Raw genomic sequence first — 21,418 nt, forward strand, 5'->3', positions numbered from 1 at the left:
CATCTACACAGAATTTTGGGGCAGCGGAATGATGATCGTAATTTTAAATTTCGTTTTTGTCCGTTCCACAGAGACCATATTTCCCCATTTCCCCATAACGGAACGGATGATTTCCATCCCATACCCATGCCCGGGCATGGGATTTTTTTTGTGTTTTTCGGATTCGGGCAGTACAGAATTTTCGCAGGAAAAAATAAAGTGCCGGTTCTTACAATGGAAATCCAGACGTAAGAAGGGATTGACAATACCTGGGTCGGAAGCTGCGTTGACTGCATTCTCCAGAATGTTCAGAAACAGACAACAGGTATCCGTATCTGTAAGAGGCAGAATCTTTGGTGCTTCGGAGCGGATGATCTCAGCGGTAATTCCTTTGTCCGAGGCAGTGTTTAATTTCCCGTTTATAATGATATCCAGTATCTGATTCCCGCTGGAGACGACGGGTCGTACCTGTTCAGCCAGTCCGGTCAGCTCCGACAGATAGTCCGCAAGTTTTTCCGGTGACTCTGCCGCCATCCTGCCAAGCAGGGAATAATGTTTCATCATATCATGCCTGAGCATCTGCACTTCTTCTGACTGACGGCGAAGATTCTCGTAACTTTGGAGAGCAAGTTCACTTTTTGCGGCTAAAATAATATGTTCCGTACGGCGCCTGGTTTCGCGTTCTGCCAGTTCAATCACAACTGCAGAAAGGCTGGAAAGCAGACAGAGGTTCCAGAGCAGCTTCAGGGAATAGTTTGGAAACAAGAAGGCTATCTCCCGGGCAATCCTTGTCAATACCGTGTCCGCATAATCAGGCAGCAATGGGATGCTAAGCAGCAGAAACAGGGTATAACCAATAATTATAACAAGTGCTGTATGGAATAAATGCCTGAAAAACCGATTGTTCTTCCGGTTAAGGAAGAAGGAACAGACCAACACAGCAAACAGGGCGACAAACCCGGTAATATGAGGCAGAACTGTTATGAATCTATGTGTATCCTCAAATAGCAGAATCCCAAAATGTGCTACAACGACGGCGGCAATCGTGCTTAGAAACTGCAGTACTGTGATTATAAGAAACAGAATACGCAGCGGCTTTGCATAAATGGTAAGGAATGCAAGCAGGGATGCAACAGACAGATCAAAGAATATCCTGGTAGGATCCGAGGAAGGCGAACCAAAATACTGGTAAAAAAAGTCTGTCTGTGCCAATACACTGCACATCTGGAAAAACACCGTAAGAGCAAAGAACGGAAGTGTAAAACGCAGAGTTCCAAAAGAGGTATTCCAGATAAATGCCGCCAGCAGGAAAAACACCAGTGCAAACAGAAGTACAGCGGGAATCATGACACGTGCGGTCTCCGCAATCAGTCCGCTCTCATAAGAATAGCCGCAGTATAGTGTAATCTCGCAGGGATATACAGTATCATCTCCTCCCTGCTTTTCGGAGGCTCCAGGACCGGGACTGGACTGTGCAACTGTCAGTGTGCGACCTTCATAGTTCGGAGGAAGTGATACGGTTACAGGCTCTGACCGGTCAGAGTCCAGCATTGGCAATTCCAGGTAACCGATACGATTGTCAAGTTCCGGACAGTCTGTATAAATCAAAGTATTATCGAGAAAGACACTGACTGTCCGGTTGACGACGCCAATCTGAAGGACCGGGCTGTCCAGCTTTTCTGACATCTCACGTGAGTAATAGAATGTCTGACCGGGATATGAAAGACCTGAATATCCTCCGCTGCCGTCAGAAGTCAGCTGTCTCTTCTCACCTTTATGATCTGTATATACAGACCAGCCCTTGTTGCCCTCCCATTCCTGTCCGTCCTCCGGAAGCAGGGAAAGATCAAAAGACAAATCTTCCATAGGTTGCGTGTAATAAAAAACTGCCAGGGCGGCAGGAATACATAAAAGCAGAGAAATGAGCAGTGCGGTGATAAGTTTTGGTAAATGCCTTATATTAGCCATAACAGGGAGCCTCCGGTTAAAATCTGATATCTATATTGTTTTATTATCAGCATATCAGGATTTTTTGCAGTCTGTCAACGGACAGAAAACAATGAATGCCCAGTTTTGAGGCTTTTATGTCCAGTTTTGCAGACAATAGACAGGAAAAAAGATTGTAATACTCCATGCAAGGTTTTGTTATCTCAAATCGTGTTATAGTTAGTCAGCAAACCAAAAACATGTTCAGGAGGTAATTAACATGAAAAAACTGTTAGCTTCAGGCGCGGCCGCGGCGCTCGTATTTACAACGGTGACGGTCACCTTTGCAGCGGGGGCGGATACCCTGATATCTCACGCGGTATACTGTGAAACAAACGGATATCATTGTGGACACGTCACAGATGAAGACCCTGATGGCTTGTGTGACAGCTGTCAGGATCATACATCTCATGACCGAATACACAGCTATCACCACAGCGAAAATGAGGATTTATCCCGCCATGGTCACGGCAGGCATCATAATTAAAAGCGGTATAATGGGCAGTGGTTATCTCAGCCACTGCCTGCTGTACGTTTAAAGAGAGAGTCTTTTACATGGGGCAGAAAAGCTGTATAATAAATGTGCGGGATCGTCAGAGGGAGGTGCGGGAGTGCGAAGTGAATATGATGTTAATCGTGCAGTGGAGACATATGCGGACATGATCCGGCGCATCAGCTTCTGTCATCTGAAGAATCAGGCTGATACAGGAGTGTGATCTACCTGCACTATTATGAAGGGTATTCTGCGCATGAAATCAGTCTGATTTTAGGCAAGAAGGAAAATACCGTTTATTCATTACTGTCAAGAGGACGCGGGATTCTGAAGGAAAAGCTGGGAGGTGATGAATTTGGGAAATAAATTTCGTGATGCATTTGATACAATAAAAGCAAATGAGGCACTGAAAGACTCTACGATAGAGTTTTTACAGTCCAGGAGACAGAAGGCAACTGTGTATAAAATTCGCCCCGCAGTCTGTAAAATAATCACTGCCGCATGTGTCACCCTTATACTTACCATTATCACAGGCGTTTATTTTTATATACAGACACCGGTTTCGTTTGTGAGTATTGATGTCAATCCATCTGTTGAACTGACCTTGAACAGACTTGACCGTGTTCGGACAGCAACAGCATTTAACGGAGACGGTGAGGCTGTATTGGAAGGGATCAGTGTAAAAGGTAAACCGTACACGGAGGCCATTAATCTGATCATGGAAAATGCTGATAGGAAAGAATATCTGACAGATGATGCAGAGCTTGTATTTACGGTGGCTGCCGGAAATCGTGCTAAAGAGAGTGAACTGCGCACAGGCATCGAAAACTGCCATGGATGTAAGGCACATGGAGGACACAGTACTGGCACCGAAATGGAAATTGTTTCGGAGGCGCATGATCAGGGGGTATCGATAGGCAAATATTCCGCGTATCTGCAGCTGGCGAAATATGATGAATCCATGACAGTGGAAGATTGCCATGATATGACGATGTCAGAGATCCATCGCCTGATCAGTGAGCATAAACAGGGCAGGCATGATAAATCGGTGAAGAAGCAAAGCGACTGCCCGGATAATGCAGAACAAGCGCACAGAAGCGGTCATAATAACAGAGATCATGAATGACAAGCATGCGTTAAAATATAAACAGAATCTTAAAAAACAAAGAATAATTTGACTTTTACTGGAATCTGCTTCAGAATAGTTACTAAGAGGGAATGAGGGGAAAATGATTACAAGGGAGGAATTATGAAACTGACAGGCAGGAAAAAAAAGCAGGTCATTGTTCTGATTATATGTCTTTCTCTCGCGGTTTTACTTGGTATATCGCTGATCATATATATAAGAACGATAGAGAAAAAAACCATGGGATACAGAATATCCGTATATGGATTAAACATTTCAAAACTGTCTCTTGAAGAGGCGGCAGAAAAAATAGCAGCTGAATTCGAGAAAACGAACGTTGTCTTTACAGAGAATGGCAGTGAGGTTTATAAGACGACGTTAAAGAATATGGGATACTCGCTGGATATAAAGCATTTGCAGAGTGAATTGACAGAAGTTAAGAAGCAAAGAGCTGAACAGAAGGGACTGATCAAACCGAAAGGGAATTATGAGATCAAATACACGATCAATCAGGATGAGAAGCAGGAGGCCGATGCTCTGGCTGCTGATCGATTTGATTCGATTGAACGAAAAGATTCTGCAGATGCATACATAAAGTACGATGAACAAAAAGGTGAATTTGTGATCATAGACGATGTACTGGGGAACCAGATCGATGAGGCGAAACTGCAGGAATATGTCCACAAAGAACTGGAAACAAAATTCAGTCAGAGTTTACTGAACCGTACTGTGGAAATTACGGTGAGTGATCCGGTTTATAAGGAGGGGATCACCTCAGAGAACCCGGAACTCAACAGCAGTCTGGAGGCATTGAACCAGCAGTTGCAGCAGTATAGAAGTACTTCTGTTACCTATACATTCGGAGAGGCAACGGAGGTGCTGACTTCCGAGCAGATCGCTTCGTGGCTGACTGTGAATGACGACAACAGTATCAGTATCAACGAGGAAGCAGCGAGTGCCTTTATTTCAGAACTGGCAGCGAATTATAATACTATTTATTTGCCGCGCTATTTCCAGACGTCCTATGGAAACGAGATCAAAATCAGTGGAAATGAATATGGATTTCGGATTGATCAGGAGGCAGAACTGCAGCAGCTGCTGGAAGATCTGAAGAGCGGCACAGCCATCCAGCGTGATCCTGTCTACAGCAAGCAGGGGATTACCAGAAACGGAAAAGATGACCTGGCGGGCAGTTATATTGAAGTCAGTCTTGACAATCAGCATTTATGGCTCTATAAAAATGGTTCTCTCGTTACGGAAACAGATATCGTGAGCGGTCTTCCAACAGAAGAGCGGGAAACCTACCGTGGGGCGTGGCCGATTGCTTATAAAGCAAGTCCATACACGCTGAGCAGTGATATTTACGGATATGAGCAGAAAGTTACATACTGGATGCCTTTTGTATATGGACAGGGTCTGCATGATGCGGACTGGCAGTCTGCGTTTGGAGGAGACCGGTACAAGACAAACGGAAGCCACGGATGCATTAACCTTCCGCCGGATCAGGCAAAAATCATCTATGATTCCATCGACGGAGGATATCCGATTATCATATATTAATTCAAACTCAGTCATAGAATCAAAGAGGAACCGCATTTTCATAATATGGCAAGTAAAATCAAGCGACAGTTTCTCCGATTCTTTATAATAAGTGCAGGGTGGTTGAAATGAGGTAAACAGACAAATGTATGAGTGGCAGCAGCAAATTCAAATGATCGTTGATGAAATAGACAAATGCATTAAAAAATATGATGATGAAGCACTGACACTGCGCGCTCTGTCCCAAAGGCTTGGTTATTCCGAGTTTTATACGACGAGAAAATTCAAAGAAATATCAGGAATGCAATTCAGGGATTATCTGAGGCTCAGAAAATTAGCCTTTGCATTAAAAGAGGTGCGAGACAGCGATAAGAACATTTTGGATATTGCCCTTAATTATGGATTTTCATCACACGAAGCTTTTACCAGAGCTTTCCGGGGAACATATGGCGTTACGCCAAGTGAATACCGAAAAAAGCCGAGGCCTGTCGTTCTTCGTACCAAAATCAACCCTTTCGACCGCTACTTTTTAGGGTTAGGAGAAATAGGTATGATAAAATCTAACGGTGACGTTAACATTTATTTTGTGACCATACCCGCACACAAATTTTTGCACATTAAAAACTATGAGAGTAATGGGTATTGGGATTTTTGGCAAAAACAGAGTCTTATACCGGGACAGGACTGCGAGACAATCTGCGGCCTGCTCGACAGTATCAAAGGTAAACTGGATGATGATGGAGGGAGCGAAACGAACAGCGGCAGTGGTCAGCTTATGGCGTATATGAATGACCCCAACGGCAGACTCTGTGATTGGGGGATTCCGCGTACAGAGTGTTATGGAGTCCGTCTTCCCGCCGATTATAAAGGGGAAATACCACCGCAAATGCTTATGGTTGACGTTCCGGAAGACGAGTATATCGTGTTTGAACACGGGCCATTCGATTATGAACAGGAAAACCGCAGCGTGGAGGAAAAAATCGAAAAGGCAATGTCGACGTTTGATTTTTCCGGCACCGGTTACTGCTTTGATACCTCGCCCGGCAGAATCATTTACCTGTATTATGACCCGCAGCGGTTTTGCAAGTATATCCGACCGGTGCGGAAGTAGAGCTGTCTGATGAGCTGAAGAGTGATCTGAAAAGATTTGAATGAAAGTTTGAAATAAATACAAGAATGGCGAAAGCGGCAGAGATATGCATCTGCCGCTTTCATGCTGTTATGGAACCGGTACTGAGAGCCGGTCATTTTTATGTGTCTCATGATTCTGTGAACAAGTAAAAAAAGTCCACTTTTTATCAAAAAAGTGAGTGTTATATTTTTACCTTACGTGATAAGATTCTTTATGTCAAATGGTGATCGCGATACCTAAGAAAATGAAGAAAATGAAAACGAATCGTATATTTGGGAGGTATAGGATGAAAAAGAAGTATATTAGCATTTTATGTGCACTCGCTTTAACGGCAACAATGCTGGCAGGATGCGGCGGAAAAGATGACTCTTCTTCGACAGCATCAACGGATACATCTTCCGAGGATACATCCGGAGGCGATGCTGCAGCCAAAGACACAGGTGACGCGTCAGGTAAAGAGATTAAAGTCGGCTTCGTTGTCAAGTCTCTGGCAGACCAGTATTGGATTCTTGTAAAGGCCGGTGCTGAGGCAACAGCAAAAGAAAATAACGTGGACCTTACCTTCATTGCCCCGAATTCAGAAAGTGATGTGGCAAAACAGGTAGAAAATATTGAGACACTGGTAGCAGCAGGCGTGGATGTGCTCTGTGTTGCTCCTTCCAATGATGAGACAGTGCTTCCGGCACTGCAGAATGCAGTTGATGCCGGAATCAAGGTGATCGCTGTAGATACCGATTCTTCTCTTCCGGATAAAGTGTCCTTTATCGGAACAGGTAATGAAAGTGCAGCGAAAGAAGGCGCATTGTGGGCTGGCGAACAGGTTGGCGAAGGTGCAAAAGCAATCATCCTGCGAGGACGTCTGGGCGATGCCACACACGATGCCAGAGAAGCTGGTATCAAAGCCGGTCTGGAAGAAGCTGGCGTAGAAGTACTGGAATCTCAGGCAGCTGATTCAACAGAAGAAAAAGGTATGAGTGTCAGTGAAAACCTGCTCCAGAAATATCCGGACGCAGATCTGATCATCACAACAGCCGATTCTATGGCGACCGGCGCATACAACGCAGTTGTTGCGGCTGGAACAGATACAAAGGTTTATGGATTTGACGGAACCATTCCTGTCAGTGAAAAAGTTGCTGCTGGCGAGATGCTGGGAACTACCGCACAGGCTCCATATGACATGGGTGTACTCGGAATCGAAACTGCAATCAAGATTATGAACGGCGAAGAAGTAGACGCTGTCATCGATTCCGGACAGAAGATCATCACTGCAGAGAATGCAGAAGAATTTAAAGCTGATCTGGAAGCAAAGGTGAAATCAGCAGAATAAGCGTTCGCAGAATGTCGTTTCGTATTACGTCCATCGAGCTTTTGCTCCCTGGACGTAATATCTTAGAAGAGGAGGGTGGTTATAAGCATGGGCGAAGTAATCATGGAATTACAGAATGTTACCAAATACTTTCCTGGCGTTATTGCATTGAATGATATGTCCTTTCAGATCAGAACGGGTGAAGTACATGGTTTGATCGGTGAAAACGGTGCCGGTAAATCCACGCTGATCAAAGTATTTACGGGTGTCAATCAGCCGGAAAAAGGAAAGATTATCATAGACGGCAAAGAGGTAGTGCTGTCGAATCCCAATGTTGCGAAAAAATACGGGGTAGGATGTATTTATCAGGAACTGAATATTGTACCGGATTTAAGTATTACTGACAATTTATTCATCAATTATTATAAGAAAAAAGGAGTCCTTCTGGACTATCATTATATGCATAAAAAAGCGGCGGAGATCATGGAACAGCTGGGTCAGAAGATTGATCCCCGCACACTGTGCGGAAAGCTCGGGCTGGGTGTTCAGCAGATGGTTGAGATTGGAAAATCCATTTTGTCTGAAGCGAGACTTATCATCATGGACGAACCCACATCGTCACTTTCCGCAAATGAAGTCAACCAGCTGATGAAAACGATCAATATCCTGCGGGACAAGGGGATTGCGATTGTCTTTGTATCACATAAACTGGAGGAGATTTTTGAAATCTGTGACTGTATCACCGTTATGCGGGATGGGCAGCACATCAGCACAAAGCCGGTAAAGCAGGTGACAAATGACAGTCTGATTGCTGATATGGTCGGCAGAAGCCTGGATGATCTGTTTCCGAAAGAAATCTATCCGCAGGGTGAGGAATTTCTCCGTATTGAGAATTTTAACAGTGTCGGTGTTTTAAGAAACGTAAGTTTCAAAGCGTACGCCGGACAGGTGCTTGGATTTGCCGGGCTGGTAGGCGCGGGAAGAACAGAGACCATGCGCGCCTTGTTTGGTGCGGACCCGAAAGACACCGGTGATGTCTACATCAGGGGTAAGAAGACCACGATCAATTCTCCGAAGGATGCCATTCATCATAAGATCGCATTCCTGACAGAAGACAGAAAGGGGGAGGGACTGATCCTGGATGCTTCCGTTAAGAATAATCTTTTCCTCGCCACAATCGATCAAGATACGAGCCATGGGTTCCTGGATCAAAAGAAGTATCAGAAGATTGGAATGGAGAATGTGGAGACCTATAAGATTAAAACCCCGACGCTTGAGACACCTGCGGGAACACTTTCCGGCGGTAATCAGCAGAAGGTGGTAATCGCCAAATGGGTCAATACAGATGCGGATATTTATATCTTTGATGAGCCGACAAGAGGTATCGATGTCGGTGCCAAGATTGAAGTATATCATGTAATGAACAAGCTCTGCAGAGAAGGGAAATGCGTCATCATGATCTCTTCAGAACTTCCGGAAATCCTTGGCATGAGCGACCGCGTGATCATCATGAGGGAAGGAAAAGTCATGGGCGAACTGGACAGAAACTCTGAGCATTTCAACCAGGAATCGATTATGAAAGCTGCATGGGGAGGGAAACTATCATGAAAGAAAATAAAAGCAATGTAAAAGAATTTATCGGCAAATTAGGACCGCTGCTGGCACTGATTGTTGTATGTATCGGGCTTGCGATCGCAACGGAGGGCAGGTTCCTTGCCTTTGCCAATATCATGAACATTTTGCGTCAGACACCGATCATCGCGCTGATGGCAGTCGGTATGCTGTGTGTGATCCTGCTCGGAGGAATCGACCTCTCCGCCGGATCACTGCTCGCGATCTCGATCTGCTGCTCCGGTGTGGTCATGCAGAAATTCAATATTCAGAATCCGCTGATTCTGATCCTTGTGTGTCTCGTTGTGGGAACACTTGCAGGAGCATTCAACGGCGTTCTTCTGACGAAACTGCATCTGCCGCATCCGTTTATCGCAACGCTCGGCATGAAAAACGTCTGCCGTGGTCTGGCACTGCTGATCACAGGGGCTACTGCAATCGCAGGTTTCCCGAAAGGCGTTACCTTTGTAGGTGTTACGAATGTGGGCAAGATTCCGCTTTCCTTTATTATGACAATTGTTCTTTACATAGCGATGCATATCTTCCTGACAAGGACTGGTCTCGGCCGTAAGATCTTTTCATTCGGAGGAAATTCCGAGGCGGCAAGACTTGCAGGAATCAACACAGACCGTGTCCAGATCTTCTGCTACGCAACTTCCGGTTTCTTCTGTGCAGTTGCCGGTATTGTGTACATGGGACGCCTGAATTCAGCAGTTCCGCTGGCATCTCTGGAAGGTGACCTAGATGCGATCGCTTCCTGTATCATCGGCGGCGCTTCTTTCCTCGGCGGAAAAGGTAATGTCTGGGGTACATTGGTTGGGGCCATGATGATTGCCGTTATCCGTAACGGCTGTGACCTCATCGGCGTATCTTCGGATTTACAGCAGATCGTTATCGGCGCTGTCATTGTCATTGCGGTATTTATCGACGTACTGCGCGGACAGATGGATGCAAAGGCAAAACGTCTTGCAATTGCAAAAAGTCTGGAAGCTGCTTCCTAATACTCTTTAAACTCTCTTCAGAACAGAAGGAAAGCTGCGAGAACAGTTTTCCTTCTGTTTTTTATGAAAATATAGTATAATCGAACAGTACATGGAATTCATGGGAAGGAAGAAAACAATGAAAGTTTTAATAGCAGACGATGAGATTGGAATCTGCCGGTTGATACAATGTCTTGTGGACTGGGAATCACTTGGACTTGAAATTTTAAGTATTGTACACAACGGATGGGAAGCTCTGAAGGTGATTGAGACGGATAAGCCCGATATCGTCATCACAGATGTCTGCATGCCGGAATATAACGGAATCGATATTATAAAAAGAGTAAAAAGTTCGAATTCCGATATCAAGTTTATTGTCATCAGCGGCTACCGGGAATTTGAGTATGCAAGAGATGCCCTGAAATATGGAGCGGAGGATTATCTGCTGAAACCCATCAAGAAAGATGAACTGACTGCCGCGCTTCTGCGCATCATCGATGCAGAGACTCAGAAACGCCAGACGGTGCAGGAACAGACGCGGCTGAAGCAGTATGTGGAAACAACCGCTATTAAGCTGCGTGAAGAATTTGTCAATCACCTTCTTTTTCAGACTGCGGATCCTGCACAGCTTACAGCAGTGTACTGCAGTGAAAAGCTGCACCGTGATTTTGTTAAAAAACACTTTATATGTATTGCTATGAAGGCCGATCTTCCTGAGGAACGGTTCTCGTTTGAAGAAGTAAAGGATTTCTTCCAGAAAAAAGCGGGAGTCACACTGGAAAACAATCTGAAAGAAGATCAGTATGTGTGCTGCTGGGGTCTGTATGAGGATATTCTTCTGGCTGTTATTAATTTTGATTCTCCGAAAAGAGAGGTATTAAACGATCACTTTCGACAGGTGATCTTTGAACTGCGTGAGATGATCAAAATACCGACATCTCTCTGTCACATTTCAATCGGTAAGGGAAAGGTGGCGAATTCACTGGAAGAATTGCCGTTCTCCATGCATCAGGCCTACTATGCATTGATGGAACGGATATTAAAGGAAACGGACAGCGGGATTTATGAATGCCCGGAGAAACTGGCTAATGAGAACAGAAGTAATATTGTCAATTATACATTTCAAAAAGTTTTGTTTCAGGCCCTGGAAAATACCGATTACGACGGAGCCTGCTCTCTGCTTGAGGGTGTTATAATAAAACTGAAGAATGAGGAAGATCTGACGGGATATAAAGTACTGGAAACTTTTCGGGAAGTGTACACGATTATTTTTACGGGGATGAATGCGAAATTCTCAAAAGATGAGATAGAAGAGTGGAAAGAAAAAGTAAATGAATGTATGCACAACAGCTGCCGCATGGAACAGATGACAAAAGACCTGCAGCTGTTTCTGGAACAGATATTCGCCAGGCTGAAGGAAAAGCAGGAGAGTATCAGCCGTAAACCGATTCGTGAGGCAAGAGAATACATTGCCAGACACTTCAAGGATGACATTGATCTTGAACAGGTGAGTTGTATCGTCGGATTTAATCCTTCTTATTTTTCACGTCTTTTTAAAAAGGAAACCGGAAAAAATTTCGTGGAATATCTGACGGAACTGCGGATGCTCGAAGCACAGCAGCTGTTGTCAGAGACGGATAAATGCATCGCTGAGATCGCACAGGAAGTCGGATATACAGACGACAAATACTTTTCAAGAGCATTTAAAAAATACAGCGGACTGAAGCCTAAGGATTATCGCAAACTATATATCATGTAACAGGAGTTTGATATGGATCGTATTGATACAGGGACCTCCCTGAAAAAGCGGATTAAGATATGTGCAGCCCTGCTTGCGGCGCTTGCCCTTCTGATGACAATTTATATCCTGTTTCTTTTAAACGAGTTAAAGGAGAATAATAAAGCGGCATTTGACAGCGGCAGAACAACAGGAATGATACTGCTGCTTCTGCTCTGCGGGTACCTGGTGTTTACTTATAATTACCTGGTGATTCCATATTTGAAAACGCGGAGAGTCCTGGATAATTTCAACAAAGGCATTGTGTTTGAAGATGTTTTTTCGCTTCCGTATCCATTTACTCCGGAACTGGAAATCGCCCTTGCCAAACTTGAGGCGCTGCTTGATAAGAAAGAGTCTCTGAGACTTTCGGTTGAACAGTCAAAATACCTTGCTCTTCAGAACCAGATCAACCCGCATTTTCTTTATAATACTCTGGATGCTATCCGGGGAGATGTGCTGATGGCGGGTCTTCATAATATCTCGGATACGATAGAAGCATTGTCAACCTACTTCGCATATTCGATCTCCAATCTGGAACAGTATGCCACGTTGTCGGAAGAGCTGCGGAATGTGCAGGCTTATATCACGGTACAGAAATACCGTTTCGGAGAAGCCCTGCAGTTTTCTGTTATTTATGAGGAAGACCGGGAACAGCTTCAGGATTTATATATTCCGCGTATGGTGCTGCAGCCCATTGTAGAAAATGCGATCTACCACGGGCTGGAAATCCGCAACAAGCGCGGAAATATCCAGCTGCGTATTCAGATGACGAGAAAAACTGTGATTATTGACATTATTGACGATGGCGTCGGTATGTCACAGAAGGCAGTGGAAGTACTGAATCTGAAACTGACACATGCGGAAGCAGGACTGGGAAATGCGGAGCAGAAGAGAAAGGGAATCGCACTTGTCAATGTCAACAGCAGGATCAAACTGTTGTTCGGTCATGAATTCGGAATGTATGTCTACAGTAATGAGGGAGTCGGTACAGATGTCAAGCTGACACTCCCTATTGTAAAAGAACCAAAATAGCAGGAGAGCTTTATGCAGGAAGAATTGCTGAAAATCGAAAATGGTATGAAAAATATAGATGGCTATGACATTCTCGCAGGTGTTCAGATCCAGGTGTTTAAAAATAAAATCTGCGGAATCATGTCCGGTGAGCAGCAGGAGCTGGAGGTCCTGTGGGAGATTCTGCAGGGTAAACAAAAACTGGATTACGGAACCTTTTATATCAATGAACGGAAGGTGAGTGAAGAGGATGCACCGGAGGTTCTGAAAGAAAACGTAACAGTGATCGATGGCAGCTCCCATCTGATTGGCAGTCTGTCACTGGCCGAAAATCTGTTTGTCATATCAAGAGATTATAAAGAACGGTTCCTGGATCTGGAAAAGCTGGAAAAAAAGCTGGAAATCCTGTTTGATATGTTTCATATAAGCATTGACATTCACACCTCTGTATCACAGCTGAGTCATATGGAACAGTTTAAGATTGAGCTTCTGAAAGCCTATACAATAGGGATTAAGCTGGTACTTGTCGATATTCGAAGCAACAATCTGCCGTCCGAAGAAGTGGACGAGTTGTTTGAGCTGATCGGCAAAATGAAAGAACGTAATATCACATTTATCGTATGGAATCCGGTCCTTGAACAGACACTTCATTTTTCAGATCAGCTGCTGATCATTAAAAATGGAAGGACGGCCCGCATATTCGGACAATCTGAATTTGACGAGAAGGTTATAACCAGAATCCTGCTGGGGAATCCGGAAAAATCACTTCGGTTCGGACAGCTTTCACAGCGCAGCCAGCTGGCATTCCGAATGGAACACGTCTCCGAAAATTATCTGTTTCGAGCCAGTTTTGAGATTTACAGCGGTGAAATCGTCTGTATTCACTGCGATGAGGAGCAGGGACTGTCTCATTTTTATAAGGTTATGAGCGGTGAAACACAGGTGAGAAATGGTAAGATGACGATCGGTTCCAAAGACTTCACACCGAAATGCCTGGAAGATGCAATAGAGCATGGAGTTGGCTTTATTGAAAATATTTCATATACCCAGACTCTGTTTTATCAGATGACGGTGCTGGAAAATGTATGTATTGTCAAAGGCAACTATCTCAAAGCGATCTGGTGGAAGCGCAGATACAGGGACAGCATACGCAATACGATTAATTCTGTTTTCGGAAAAGACATCTGTGATAAACGATTAGGTGAACTGACGGAAACGGAGCTGCAGAAAGTACTTTTTTGCCGCTTCATGATCTTTCATCCGAAACTGCTGGTACTGGTCAACCCTTTTATCGGCGGATGTATCAATATGAATGAGGAATCTCTGAAAAATATTCAGATGACCGCTGACCGCGGGATTGCGGTTCTGATCCTTACCGGGAGCAGAATGAAGGTGCCGCAGCTGCATGGACGGCATCTGATTCTCACAAAAGCAGGCGTGTTAATGGAAAGGATACAGCGTTATGAATAGCAAACGGGAAAGTCAATATTTTTTTTACAGCAGTCTCTGGATTCTGGCCATACTGATCGTGTGCGGAGCTATTTTCTGTCCCGGTTTCCTGAGCGGCTTTAATGCGACGAGTATCCTGCGGCAGATTTCCTATATTACTCTGATGGCATACGGCGCTACAGTCATCATCATGCTCGGTCATATCAATGTTGCCTACGGGTCAGAAATGGCTCTGATCGGATGTGTCTCCTGTGAAGTCATGGTCGTTACCGGGAATATAGTTCTGGCAATACTTGCCGCCCTGCTGCTGGGAGCCCTGATCGGTCTGTTTATCGCCTTTATTGTCACCAGATTCGGGATTCCCTCTTTCATCGTAACACTGATCGTCAGCATGATCTCGAGGGGAGCGGCTATGGTCTTCACGAACAGCGCACCGATAACAAACCTTGGAAAGTATACGGTGATAGGGCAGGGGATGGTAGGAAAAATTCCGGTGCCTGTTTTTATCATGGCGATGGGTTTCTTTATCATCTGGGCGATCGTAAATAAAACCGGTTTCGGAAGACAGGTCATTGCTGTCGGTGAAAATGTGAAAGCATCCAAAGCATCCGGGATCCGTGTAAAACATGTCATTATGAAAACCTATATTCTGGACGGAGTTTTCACTGCGGTTGCAGCGGTTGTCTTTATGGCACGTATGAATTCCGGTATTCCAGCATCGGGAGAGTCAAGTGAGTTCGATGTGATCACCGCCGTTGTACTGGGCGGAACTTCTCTGACAGGGGGCACGGGAAATGTGATCGGTACGGTCATCGGCGCAATGATCGTCGGGATGATCAACAACATGCTGAATCTGTGGGGAATCAATTATAACTGGCAGAGCATCATCAAGGGAATTTTTATCATGCTGGTTATCATCATTGATTACTCGGTCAAGAAGCAAAAAAAGCCTATTTTATGAGGAGAATACACGAGGAGAATACACAATGAATTCTGATTTATTTCCTCCTTGAAATAAATCCTTGATTGTAGTAGTATAGATCTATACGACAAACGCGAGTTTATCAAATAGATGAAAGGGAAAGATAAAGGGTATCCACATGAACAAACGTACAACCTACCACGAACAGACCGATATACATAATATCATGAAGCTGCGTGAAGTTTTAAAGACGCTACCGGCGTTTGCGCGCGACTATTTTCGTTCGATTGACGCTACAACGACCACAAAAACAAGAATTTCCTATGCTTATGATATCCGTGTATTCTTTCAGTTTCTGCTTGAGGAAAATCCTGTTTTTAAAAATCAATCCATGGACTCTTTTACCGTCGATGTGCTCGATCAAATTCAGGCGCTCGACATTGAGGAATATATGGAATATCTGAAGGTTTACAAAGGCAACGGTGAAAATCTTAATACGAACGGTGAACGCGGCTTAAAACGTAAAATTTCTGCTTTGCGCAGCTTTTATGCTTATTATTACAAACGGGAAATGATCCATACAAATCCTACAGTGTTGATCGATATGCCGAAAATCCATGAAAAAGCCATTATCCGGCTTGATACGGATGAAGTTGCTATGCTGCTTGATCATATCGAGCACTGTGGTGATCATCTGACCGGTCAGAAAAAGGTTTATTATGAAAAAACAAAGGAACGTGATTTGGCGCTCGTCACTCTCCTGCTTGGAACAGGTGTTCGGGTTTCCGAATGTGTCGGACTGGACGTTGAAGATATCGATTTTAAGAATAACGGAATCAAGGTAACGAGAAAAGGCGGAAACGAAATGATCGTCTATTTCGGCGGGGAGGTAGAGAAGGCATTAAAAAATTATCTGGAGGTGCGCAGAGGAATTACTCCGGTAACCGGACATGAGCACGCACTCTTCTACTCTACCCAGCGCAAGCGCATTGGAATTCAGGCAGTCGAAAATCTTGTTAAAAAATACACCAGAGAAATTACAACCACGAAAAAAATCACGCCTCATAAGCTTCGTAGTACTTATGGTACCACGCTGTACCAGGAAACGGGTGATATTTATCTTGTCGCTGATGTTCTGGGACATAAAGACGTGAATACAACGAAAAAGCATTATGCTGCCATTGATGACGACAGGCGCAGAAAGGCTGCCGGAGTTGTGAAACTGAGGGAGGATTAGAACAAATGAAATTAATGATTCACGATTTAACTGAGGATGCCCTGCACAGGATATCCTCTAAAATTGAGGCTGATGACATTGTCATAACCGGAAATGACAATATCCGCCCCTGTATCGGCTGCTTCGGGTGCTGGCTGAAGACGCCGGGTGCCTGCATTATCAGGGATGCGTATCAGCAGATGGGAAAATACATCGCCATGTGCAGCGAAATGCTTATCATCAGCAAATGTACCTATGGCTGCTACAGCCCGCCTGTTAAAAACATACTGGACAGAAGCATATCCTATATCCACCCCTACTTTACGATAAAAAACGGGGAAATGCATCATCAGCAGAGATATAAGAAAGATCTGACCATGAGGGTCATATTCTACGGTGATGACACAACCGTTCAGGAAAAAGAAATTGCGCAGAAATTGGTGACAGCGAATGCAGTTAACCTGTATGGCACCGTAGCATCTGTGACTTTTCTGGATTCCATACAGGAAATGGAGGAACTGAACATATGAAAATATCTTTGATAAACGGCAGCCCCAAGACAAAGGGCAGCGCATCAGGTGTTATACTGAAAGAACTTCAGGAACTGCTCTCTCCCAAGGATCATATTGTGAACCTCCACTTTACAAAACACCGGCCTGACGAGGGGGATGTTGACCTTCTGCAAGATTGCGATGCTATCGTTTTCGCATTTCCACTCTATGTTGATGCTCTCCCATCACATCTGGTATCATGCCTGATTCAGTTGGAAAATTCATTTAAAAATACCGCCTTTCCGCACAACTGCACAGTATATGCTATTGTAAACTGCGGATTTTACGAAGGCCGCCAGAATGTGCTTGCTTTGGATATCATGAAATGCTGGTGTGAGAAAGCAGGCGTTGTCTGGGGCGGAGGACTTGGCATCGGCGGAGGAGGAATGATGCCTGTGCTGGGCAATATCGCCCCCGGCAAAGGACCCAAGAAAAACTTTTCCCATGCATTGGAAACACTATCGGACAGAATTTCCCGGCGGGAATCCGGCAAAAACATATGCTTTTCTCCCAATTTCCCGAGATTTCTATACAAAATCGCAGCTGAAATCGGCTGGCGGCAGGCAGTGAAAAATAATGGTTTGAAAACTCATGACCTGTGGAACAGACAGATTTGATTCAGACTGCTCTACCGGGTGGACTGATTTTTGCAGTCCGCCCAAATTTCTTCCCTGTCTCCGCACAGCAATTTATCGATAACCCGCAGCAGCTCTAATTCACTTCTAAATTCAATGGTCTGACTTTCCGATATTAACTTACCCTGCCATGTGAAGTTATTGCATTCCTCTATGTGAACTTCAAAGGTCGCGGGTATCTGTGACTGTTTCTGTGCCATATATCTATCCTTTCTTTTCTACCGTATTTGATGTGGGTTGTTCCGGATATCATATTGTTATTTTATTATAGTCGATGACAGCAGGTCAAACAATCGGACTGGTATTAGGTTTCTGGAAAAATTATTACTTTTCATGCCATATTGTATGTTATAATATAATAAATTTTAACCTGTTCAACGGAGGTAGCAAGGATGGACTTCAACGGAGAAAAATATACTCCCGCTTCACTGCCGGGATTGTGCGCACCACGAAATCAACTGCTTCTAAAGCTTGATAACAGAAGTAATGAACGGCTGCTGTATATCCAGGCTCCGGCAGGGTACGGCAAGACAGTTATAACAAATCTCTGGCTAAAGAAAAGCGGTGTTCGCCATCTATGGATCGCACTGGATGAATATGACAACAATCCGGAGTTGTTTTACAGACTGCTCTGTTCTGCTGTCATATATACGCAGGAAGAGTCAGATATTCTGCTGGAAATGGACAGCACCGGAATGTTTTCCAGCTCTCCGATTGAGCACGCCATGCTCCTGACTTCGAGGTTCACAGCGCCGAAGCTACCTGTTTACATAGTATTGGATGACCTTCACAGCATCACACAGGAGGACATTCTCCAGTCCCTCCCTTACTTTATCCGTCGGCTTCCCATAGATTACCGGTTTATTCTGATAAGCCGCACAGATATGCCGTCAAAGCTTCAGGAGGTTTTTGAGGGACACCGTCATTATCTCTGCGCGGATGACCTGGCTTTTACCAAGTTGGAGATACAGGAACTGTTTCGCCTCGCAGGACATGCCCTGAACTCTTCTGAAGCCGATACTGTCATGGAAAAGACCGGGGGCTGGGCGATTGCTGTCAGTACCCTTGCGGCCAGCGGTATGCTGCCCGATCTCGTCAGAGAGAGCGGAGATACACTGTACCGGTATATGGAAAAGCAGATCTGGAGCGGGCTGTCAGCGCAGGATAAAAATATGCTTCTGAAAGTCAGCTTCGTCAACGACTTTTCAGCAGAACTCTTCGGCAGACTGACATCTCAGAAAGAACCTGAGCAGGTGATCTCTCAGCTTTTGCTGAAGAACCTGTTCCTGAGCAGGATTGGGAATGACCTGTACCGGTTCCATGCACTTTTCCTGGAATTCCTGCGCAGCCGCCACGAGGAATTACGAATTGATCCCAAGAAACTGTATAAGATCGCCGCTCAGTATTACAGCAAAAAAGAGGACCTGTACACGGCTCGCCATTATGCTATACTGGGAGATAACATAAAATTTCTCTCCTATCAGATCTACGGTGAGTCGCAGTATACAGGTTTCTCGAACAACCGCTCCATCAGTGCATATGTGAGCGGCGTCGGCGTATATATTGATAAACTTTCTACGGAAGCTAACAGAAAATATCCTTATCTTAATATTTCAGCTGTATGGTACCACTATCTCACCGGTAACAGAGTTAAAATGACCGAAGCGCTGGACCGCCTCTATTCCAGCGTGAAACGTATTGCCCTGATACATCCGGAATTTCTGGAACTTACCATTCTCGTCTGTACGCTGGACCCCAGAAAAAAATTCATGGAAATGATGCAGCAGTTTGACCGTCTTCCGCCAATCAAGATACGCCATGGAGGACAGCAGGGGGCCTCCATAACCGTAAATATGCCTTTTGCCCATCGGTGCCTTCGGGATTATTCAGAGTTCTCACTGTATGACGATTTTGATGTAAAGCTGGAACCTACTGCGGGACTGTTGCTCAAGAAGAATTTCAAACTTGCCATGCGCCTCATTCAGGCAGGGTTTGCCTATGAAAAAAACCAGTGGAAAAAAGCGCTTTCATACTGTGATCAGGCTGATCTGGAAATAGAGGAAGACACTTCAGATGAGCTCCTCTTTGCCGCAATGGCGCACCGCTGGACTGTGCTGACTGCCATGGGAAAAGATGCCGAAAGCAGGAATCTTAGTATAAGAATAGAGAAAATGCTGCTGGAAAAAGATGCCCTTTATTTGATGCCGAATTATAAGGCACTGAGAGCGGAAGCTTCTCTGAGGGAAGGAAACCGGCAGGCAGCCGGGGAATGGCTGGAAGAATACTTTGTTCACCCGGAAGAACGACTGATGCTGTATCGTACGTATCAGTATCTGACTACCATACAGGCTCTGCTGTCACTGAACCGTCTGGAAGAGGCGGGAAGACTGTGTCAGAGACTAAGGAAGATGTCAGAGGAGTTTGACCGCGAAATTGATATGGCAGAATCGGATGCCCTTTTGTCTGTCTGCCTTTATCGCAGCTCCCATATGGAGGAAGCAGCAGAAACCATGCTGGGTGCCATAGAACTCCTTTATCCGTACAGATTCATCAGGGCATTCTCGAGTTTAGGTGCTTCGGTTGTACCAATCCTGAAAAAATGCCTCGTCAAAGTGGAACGCCACCGGGAAATTTATAGTTTTGACAGGCGCTATGTGAACGAAATCTACATCGCTGCTCAGGAACAGGCAGGTAGAAAAGTCGGGCTTCCCGCAGCAGATGTGCCTTTAAAAAAACTGTCAAAGCAGCAGAGGCGCATGGTTGAGTATCTGGCAAAAGGTTATACAAATGGGGATATCTCCGTGGAAACCGGTCTTTCGGTGCGGACAGTCAAAACGCATCTGTTTCTGGCCTATGAGAAGCTGGGAGTGTCCAGTGCCGCAGAGGCGGTATCCAAAGCCCGTGAGCTGGAAATAATCTGATTGCTGTCTGTGATGATATCAAAAAATTACGTAGTAATTCCCAGCATATACAGGAGCTCTAAATGCGGATGCCTGGAATCCGCCTGGAATACATCCACACAGTTTGGCTCTTCACTTCTGTCAGAAAATGCCGGAAAGAGGAATCCGCACACCGGCTTATCCGGCTCATAGTCACCTTTCAACGGACAGACAGCACAGATAATATACTCGAAAACCTCCTCAGATTCCCATAATCTTTCATGGTCCGCAGCTTTAACCGGGATATCATAGCGGTCATGGAACACCAAAACAGCATAATCCTGATCAGACTGATAATATTCAGCAGTCAGTTCATAGAATGTTTCCATTAAAACATCATTTTTCAGACCGCAGGATTTTATGCCCATAAGAAGCTGCCATATGCTTCCGGGTTTCATCGAATGATCTGGGAATTTATATCTTCTTAAGTTTTCATTCGTAGGGGAAAATGGAATTTCCTTCGCTATCAAAAGCTTTTTCCCCTTTTCGGCAGATGAGAGCTTTAAAAAATTAGTATTAAAAGTCCCGTCTATCTCTCCGTCTGAATCCATATAACTTCCGGCTATTCTCGTTATGGAAGTTCTCGACAGCGTCATTCGCCTGGTCAGTTCCAGCATATCTTCTCTGTTTATCATATCGATAACCTTGCCTTTCTGCCTTTTGTTTTATATTCGCAAAAATGATAAATGCGAATAGCCAGGCTATCCGCAAAATCTACCATTATTATATTGGCCCAGACTCAGGTTGTCAATGCTGTATTATC

The 21,418-nt window shown here is 44.8% G+C and carries 19 protein-coding genes; 16 read left to right on the forward strand and 3 right to left on the reverse strand.

Translation table 11 applies throughout. The features are described from left to right. Nucleotides 1–3: 3 nt before the first annotated feature. Nucleotides 4–1,947, reverse strand: a complete 1,944-nt coding sequence (locus MCG98_RS11935) for a GHKL domain-containing protein (protein WP_240302189.1) — start codon at nucleotides 1,945–1,947, stop codon at nucleotides 4–6. 238 nt (nucleotides 1,948–2,185) lie between these two features. Here MCG98_RS11935 and MCG98_RS11940 point away from each other — a divergent pair, with 238 nt between their 5' ends. From MCG98_RS11940 to MCG98_RS12010, 15 genes are all read left to right on the forward strand, one after another. Next, a complete protein-coding gene (locus MCG98_RS11940; protein WP_240302190.1) occupies nucleotides 2,186–2,452 on the forward strand; it encodes a hypothetical protein in 267 nt (88 codons plus the stop codon). A gap of 225 nt (nucleotides 2,453–2,677) precedes the next feature. Next, a complete protein-coding gene (locus tag MCG98_RS11945) occupies nucleotides 2,678–2,824 on the forward strand; it encodes a sigma factor-like helix-turn-helix DNA-binding protein (protein ID WP_345891654.1) in 147 nt (48 codons plus the stop codon). Then, the gene (locus MCG98_RS11950) at nucleotides 2,814–3,584 is read left to right on the forward strand and encodes a hypothetical protein (RefSeq protein WP_240302191.1); all 771 of its coding nucleotides are present in this window, start codon (nucleotides 2,814–2,816) and stop codon (nucleotides 3,582–3,584) included. The genes MCG98_RS11945 and MCG98_RS11950 overlap by 11 nt, the downstream gene beginning before the upstream one ends. Before the next feature lie 123 nt (nucleotides 3,585–3,707). Then, on the forward strand, nucleotides 3,708–5,144 hold the full coding sequence (locus MCG98_RS11955) for a L,D-transpeptidase family protein (RefSeq protein ID WP_240302192.1): 1,437 nt from the start codon (nucleotides 3,708–3,710) through the stop codon (nucleotides 5,142–5,144). 124 nt (nucleotides 5,145–5,268) lie between these two features. Further along, nucleotides 5,269–6,234 (forward strand): helix-turn-helix transcriptional regulator, encoded by a 966-nt coding sequence (locus tag MCG98_RS11960; RefSeq protein ID WP_240302193.1) that lies wholly within the window; start codon nucleotides 5,269–5,271, stop codon nucleotides 6,232–6,234. A gap of 307 nt (nucleotides 6,235–6,541) precedes the next feature. Further along, complete coding sequence (locus tag MCG98_RS11965) at nucleotides 6,542–7,582, forward strand: sugar ABC transporter substrate-binding protein (RefSeq protein ID WP_240302194.1); 1,041 nt, start codon at nucleotides 6,542–6,544, stop codon at nucleotides 7,580–7,582. Between the two features lie 87 nt (nucleotides 7,583–7,669). Continuing rightward, nucleotides 7,670–9,169 carry a sugar ABC transporter ATP-binding protein gene (locus MCG98_RS11970; RefSeq protein WP_240302195.1) on the forward strand — a complete coding sequence of 500 codons (1,500 nt, stop codon included), beginning with the start codon at nucleotides 7,670–7,672 and terminating at the stop codon, nucleotides 9,167–9,169. Continuing rightward, nucleotides 9,166–10,173 (forward strand): ABC transporter permease, encoded by a 1,008-nt coding sequence (locus MCG98_RS11975; RefSeq protein WP_240302196.1) that lies wholly within the window; start codon nucleotides 9,166–9,168, stop codon nucleotides 10,171–10,173. The genes MCG98_RS11970 and MCG98_RS11975 overlap by 4 nt, the downstream gene beginning before the upstream one ends. 118 nt (nucleotides 10,174–10,291) lie before the next feature. Next, nucleotides 10,292–11,911, forward strand: coding sequence for a response regulator (locus MCG98_RS11980; RefSeq protein ID WP_240302197.1), 1,620 nt, complete (start codon nucleotides 10,292–10,294; stop codon nucleotides 11,909–11,911). A 12-nt stretch (nucleotides 11,912–11,923) separates the two neighbouring features. Then, nucleotides 11,924–12,964 (forward strand): histidine kinase, encoded by a 1,041-nt coding sequence (locus MCG98_RS11985; RefSeq protein ID WP_240302198.1) that lies wholly within the window; start codon nucleotides 11,924–11,926, stop codon nucleotides 12,962–12,964. Between the two features lie 12 nt (nucleotides 12,965–12,976). Beyond that, on the forward strand, nucleotides 12,977–14,413 hold the full coding sequence (locus tag MCG98_RS11990; protein ID WP_240302199.1) for an ATP-binding cassette domain-containing protein: 1,437 nt from the start codon (nucleotides 12,977–12,979) through the stop codon (nucleotides 14,411–14,413). After that, a complete protein-coding gene (locus tag MCG98_RS11995; protein ID WP_240302200.1) occupies nucleotides 14,406–15,353 on the forward strand; it encodes an ABC transporter permease in 948 nt (315 codons plus the stop codon). Before MCG98_RS11990 ends, MCG98_RS11995 begins: the two co-directional genes overlap by 8 nt. A gap of 139 nt (nucleotides 15,354–15,492) precedes the next feature. Beyond that, nucleotides 15,493–16,551, forward strand: coding sequence for a tyrosine-type recombinase/integrase (locus tag MCG98_RS12000; RefSeq protein ID WP_240302201.1), 1,059 nt, complete (start codon nucleotides 15,493–15,495; stop codon nucleotides 16,549–16,551). A gap of 5 nt (nucleotides 16,552–16,556) precedes the next feature. After that, entirely contained in the window at nucleotides 16,557–17,060 is a 504-nt protein-coding gene (locus MCG98_RS12005) for a flavodoxin family protein (RefSeq protein WP_240302202.1), read from the forward strand. After that, nucleotides 17,057–17,698, forward strand: coding sequence for an NAD(P)H-dependent oxidoreductase (locus MCG98_RS12010; RefSeq protein ID WP_240302203.1), 642 nt, complete (start codon nucleotides 17,057–17,059; stop codon nucleotides 17,696–17,698). The genes MCG98_RS12005 and MCG98_RS12010 overlap by 4 nt, the downstream gene beginning before the upstream one ends. 11 nt (nucleotides 17,699–17,709) lie before the next feature. Here the strand turns inward: MCG98_RS12010 and MCG98_RS12015 are convergent, their stop codons facing one another. Next, nucleotides 17,710–17,916 carry a hypothetical protein gene (locus MCG98_RS12015; RefSeq protein WP_240302204.1) on the reverse strand — a complete coding sequence of 69 codons (207 nt, stop codon included), beginning with the start codon at nucleotides 17,914–17,916 and terminating at the stop codon, nucleotides 17,710–17,712. A gap of 192 nt (nucleotides 17,917–18,108) precedes the next feature. On the opposite strand from MCG98_RS12015, the gene MCG98_RS12020 reads away from it, so the two are divergent. After that, entirely contained in the window at nucleotides 18,109–20,637 is a 2,529-nt protein-coding gene (locus MCG98_RS12020; RefSeq protein WP_240302205.1) for a LuxR C-terminal-related transcriptional regulator, read from the forward strand. Between the two features lie 26 nt (nucleotides 20,638–20,663). Here the strand turns inward: MCG98_RS12020 and MCG98_RS12025 are convergent, their stop codons facing one another. After that, nucleotides 20,664–21,290: a DUF4317 family protein gene (locus tag MCG98_RS12025; RefSeq protein ID WP_240302206.1), complete on the reverse strand. Its 627-nt coding sequence runs from the start codon at nucleotides 21,288–21,290 to the stop codon at nucleotides 20,664–20,666. Nucleotides 21,291–21,418: the final 128 nt, after the last annotated feature.

Origin of the sequence: Ruminococcus sp. OA3 (genome assembly GCF_022440845.1) — a bacterium.
Classification (GTDB): domain Bacteria; phylum Bacillota; class Clostridia; order Lachnospirales; family Lachnospiraceae; genus Ruminococcus_G.

Coding starts and splice junctions, on each gene's coding strand:
- MCG98_RS11935 (WP_240302189.1), bottom strand. CDS start 1,947: ATGGCTAATATAAGGCATTTACCAAAACTTATCACCGCACTGCTCATT.
- MCG98_RS11940 (WP_240302190.1), top strand. CDS start 2,186: ATGAAAAAACTGTTAGCTTCAGGCGCGGCCGCGGCGCTCGTATTTACA.
- MCG98_RS11955 (WP_240302192.1), top strand. CDS start 3,708: ATGAAACTGACAGGCAGGAAAAAAAAGCAGGTCATTGTTCTGATTATA.
- MCG98_RS11960 (WP_240302193.1), top strand. CDS start 5,269: ATGTATGAGTGGCAGCAGCAAATTCAAATGATCGTTGATGAAATAGAC.
- MCG98_RS11965 (WP_240302194.1), top strand. CDS start 6,542: ATGAAAAAGAAGTATATTAGCATTTTATGTGCACTCGCTTTAACGGCA.
- MCG98_RS11970 (WP_240302195.1), top strand. CDS start 7,670: ATGGGCGAAGTAATCATGGAATTACAGAATGTTACCAAATACTTTCCT.
- MCG98_RS11975 (WP_240302196.1), top strand. CDS start 9,166: ATGAAAGAAAATAAAAGCAATGTAAAAGAATTTATCGGCAAATTAGGA.
- MCG98_RS11980 (WP_240302197.1), top strand. CDS start 10,292: ATGAAAGTTTTAATAGCAGACGATGAGATTGGAATCTGCCGGTTGATA.
- MCG98_RS11985 (WP_240302198.1), top strand. CDS start 11,924: ATGGATCGTATTGATACAGGGACCTCCCTGAAAAAGCGGATTAAGATA.
- MCG98_RS11990 (WP_240302199.1), top strand. CDS start 12,977: ATGCAGGAAGAATTGCTGAAAATCGAAAATGGTATGAAAAATATAGAT.
- MCG98_RS11995 (WP_240302200.1), top strand. CDS start 14,406: ATGAATAGCAAACGGGAAAGTCAATATTTTTTTTACAGCAGTCTCTGG.
- MCG98_RS12000 (WP_240302201.1), top strand. CDS start 15,493: ATGAACAAACGTACAACCTACCACGAACAGACCGATATACATAATATC.
- MCG98_RS12005 (WP_240302202.1), top strand. CDS start 16,557: ATGAAATTAATGATTCACGATTTAACTGAGGATGCCCTGCACAGGATA.
- MCG98_RS12010 (WP_240302203.1), top strand. CDS start 17,057: ATGAAAATATCTTTGATAAACGGCAGCCCCAAGACAAAGGGCAGCGCA.
- MCG98_RS12015 (WP_240302204.1), bottom strand. CDS start 17,916: ATGGCACAGAAACAGTCACAGATACCCGCGACCTTTGAAGTTCACATA.
- MCG98_RS12020 (WP_240302205.1), top strand. CDS start 18,109: ATGGACTTCAACGGAGAAAAATATACTCCCGCTTCACTGCCGGGATTG.
- MCG98_RS12025 (WP_240302206.1), bottom strand. CDS start 21,290: ATGATAAACAGAGAAGATATGCTGGAACTGACCAGGCGAATGACGCTG.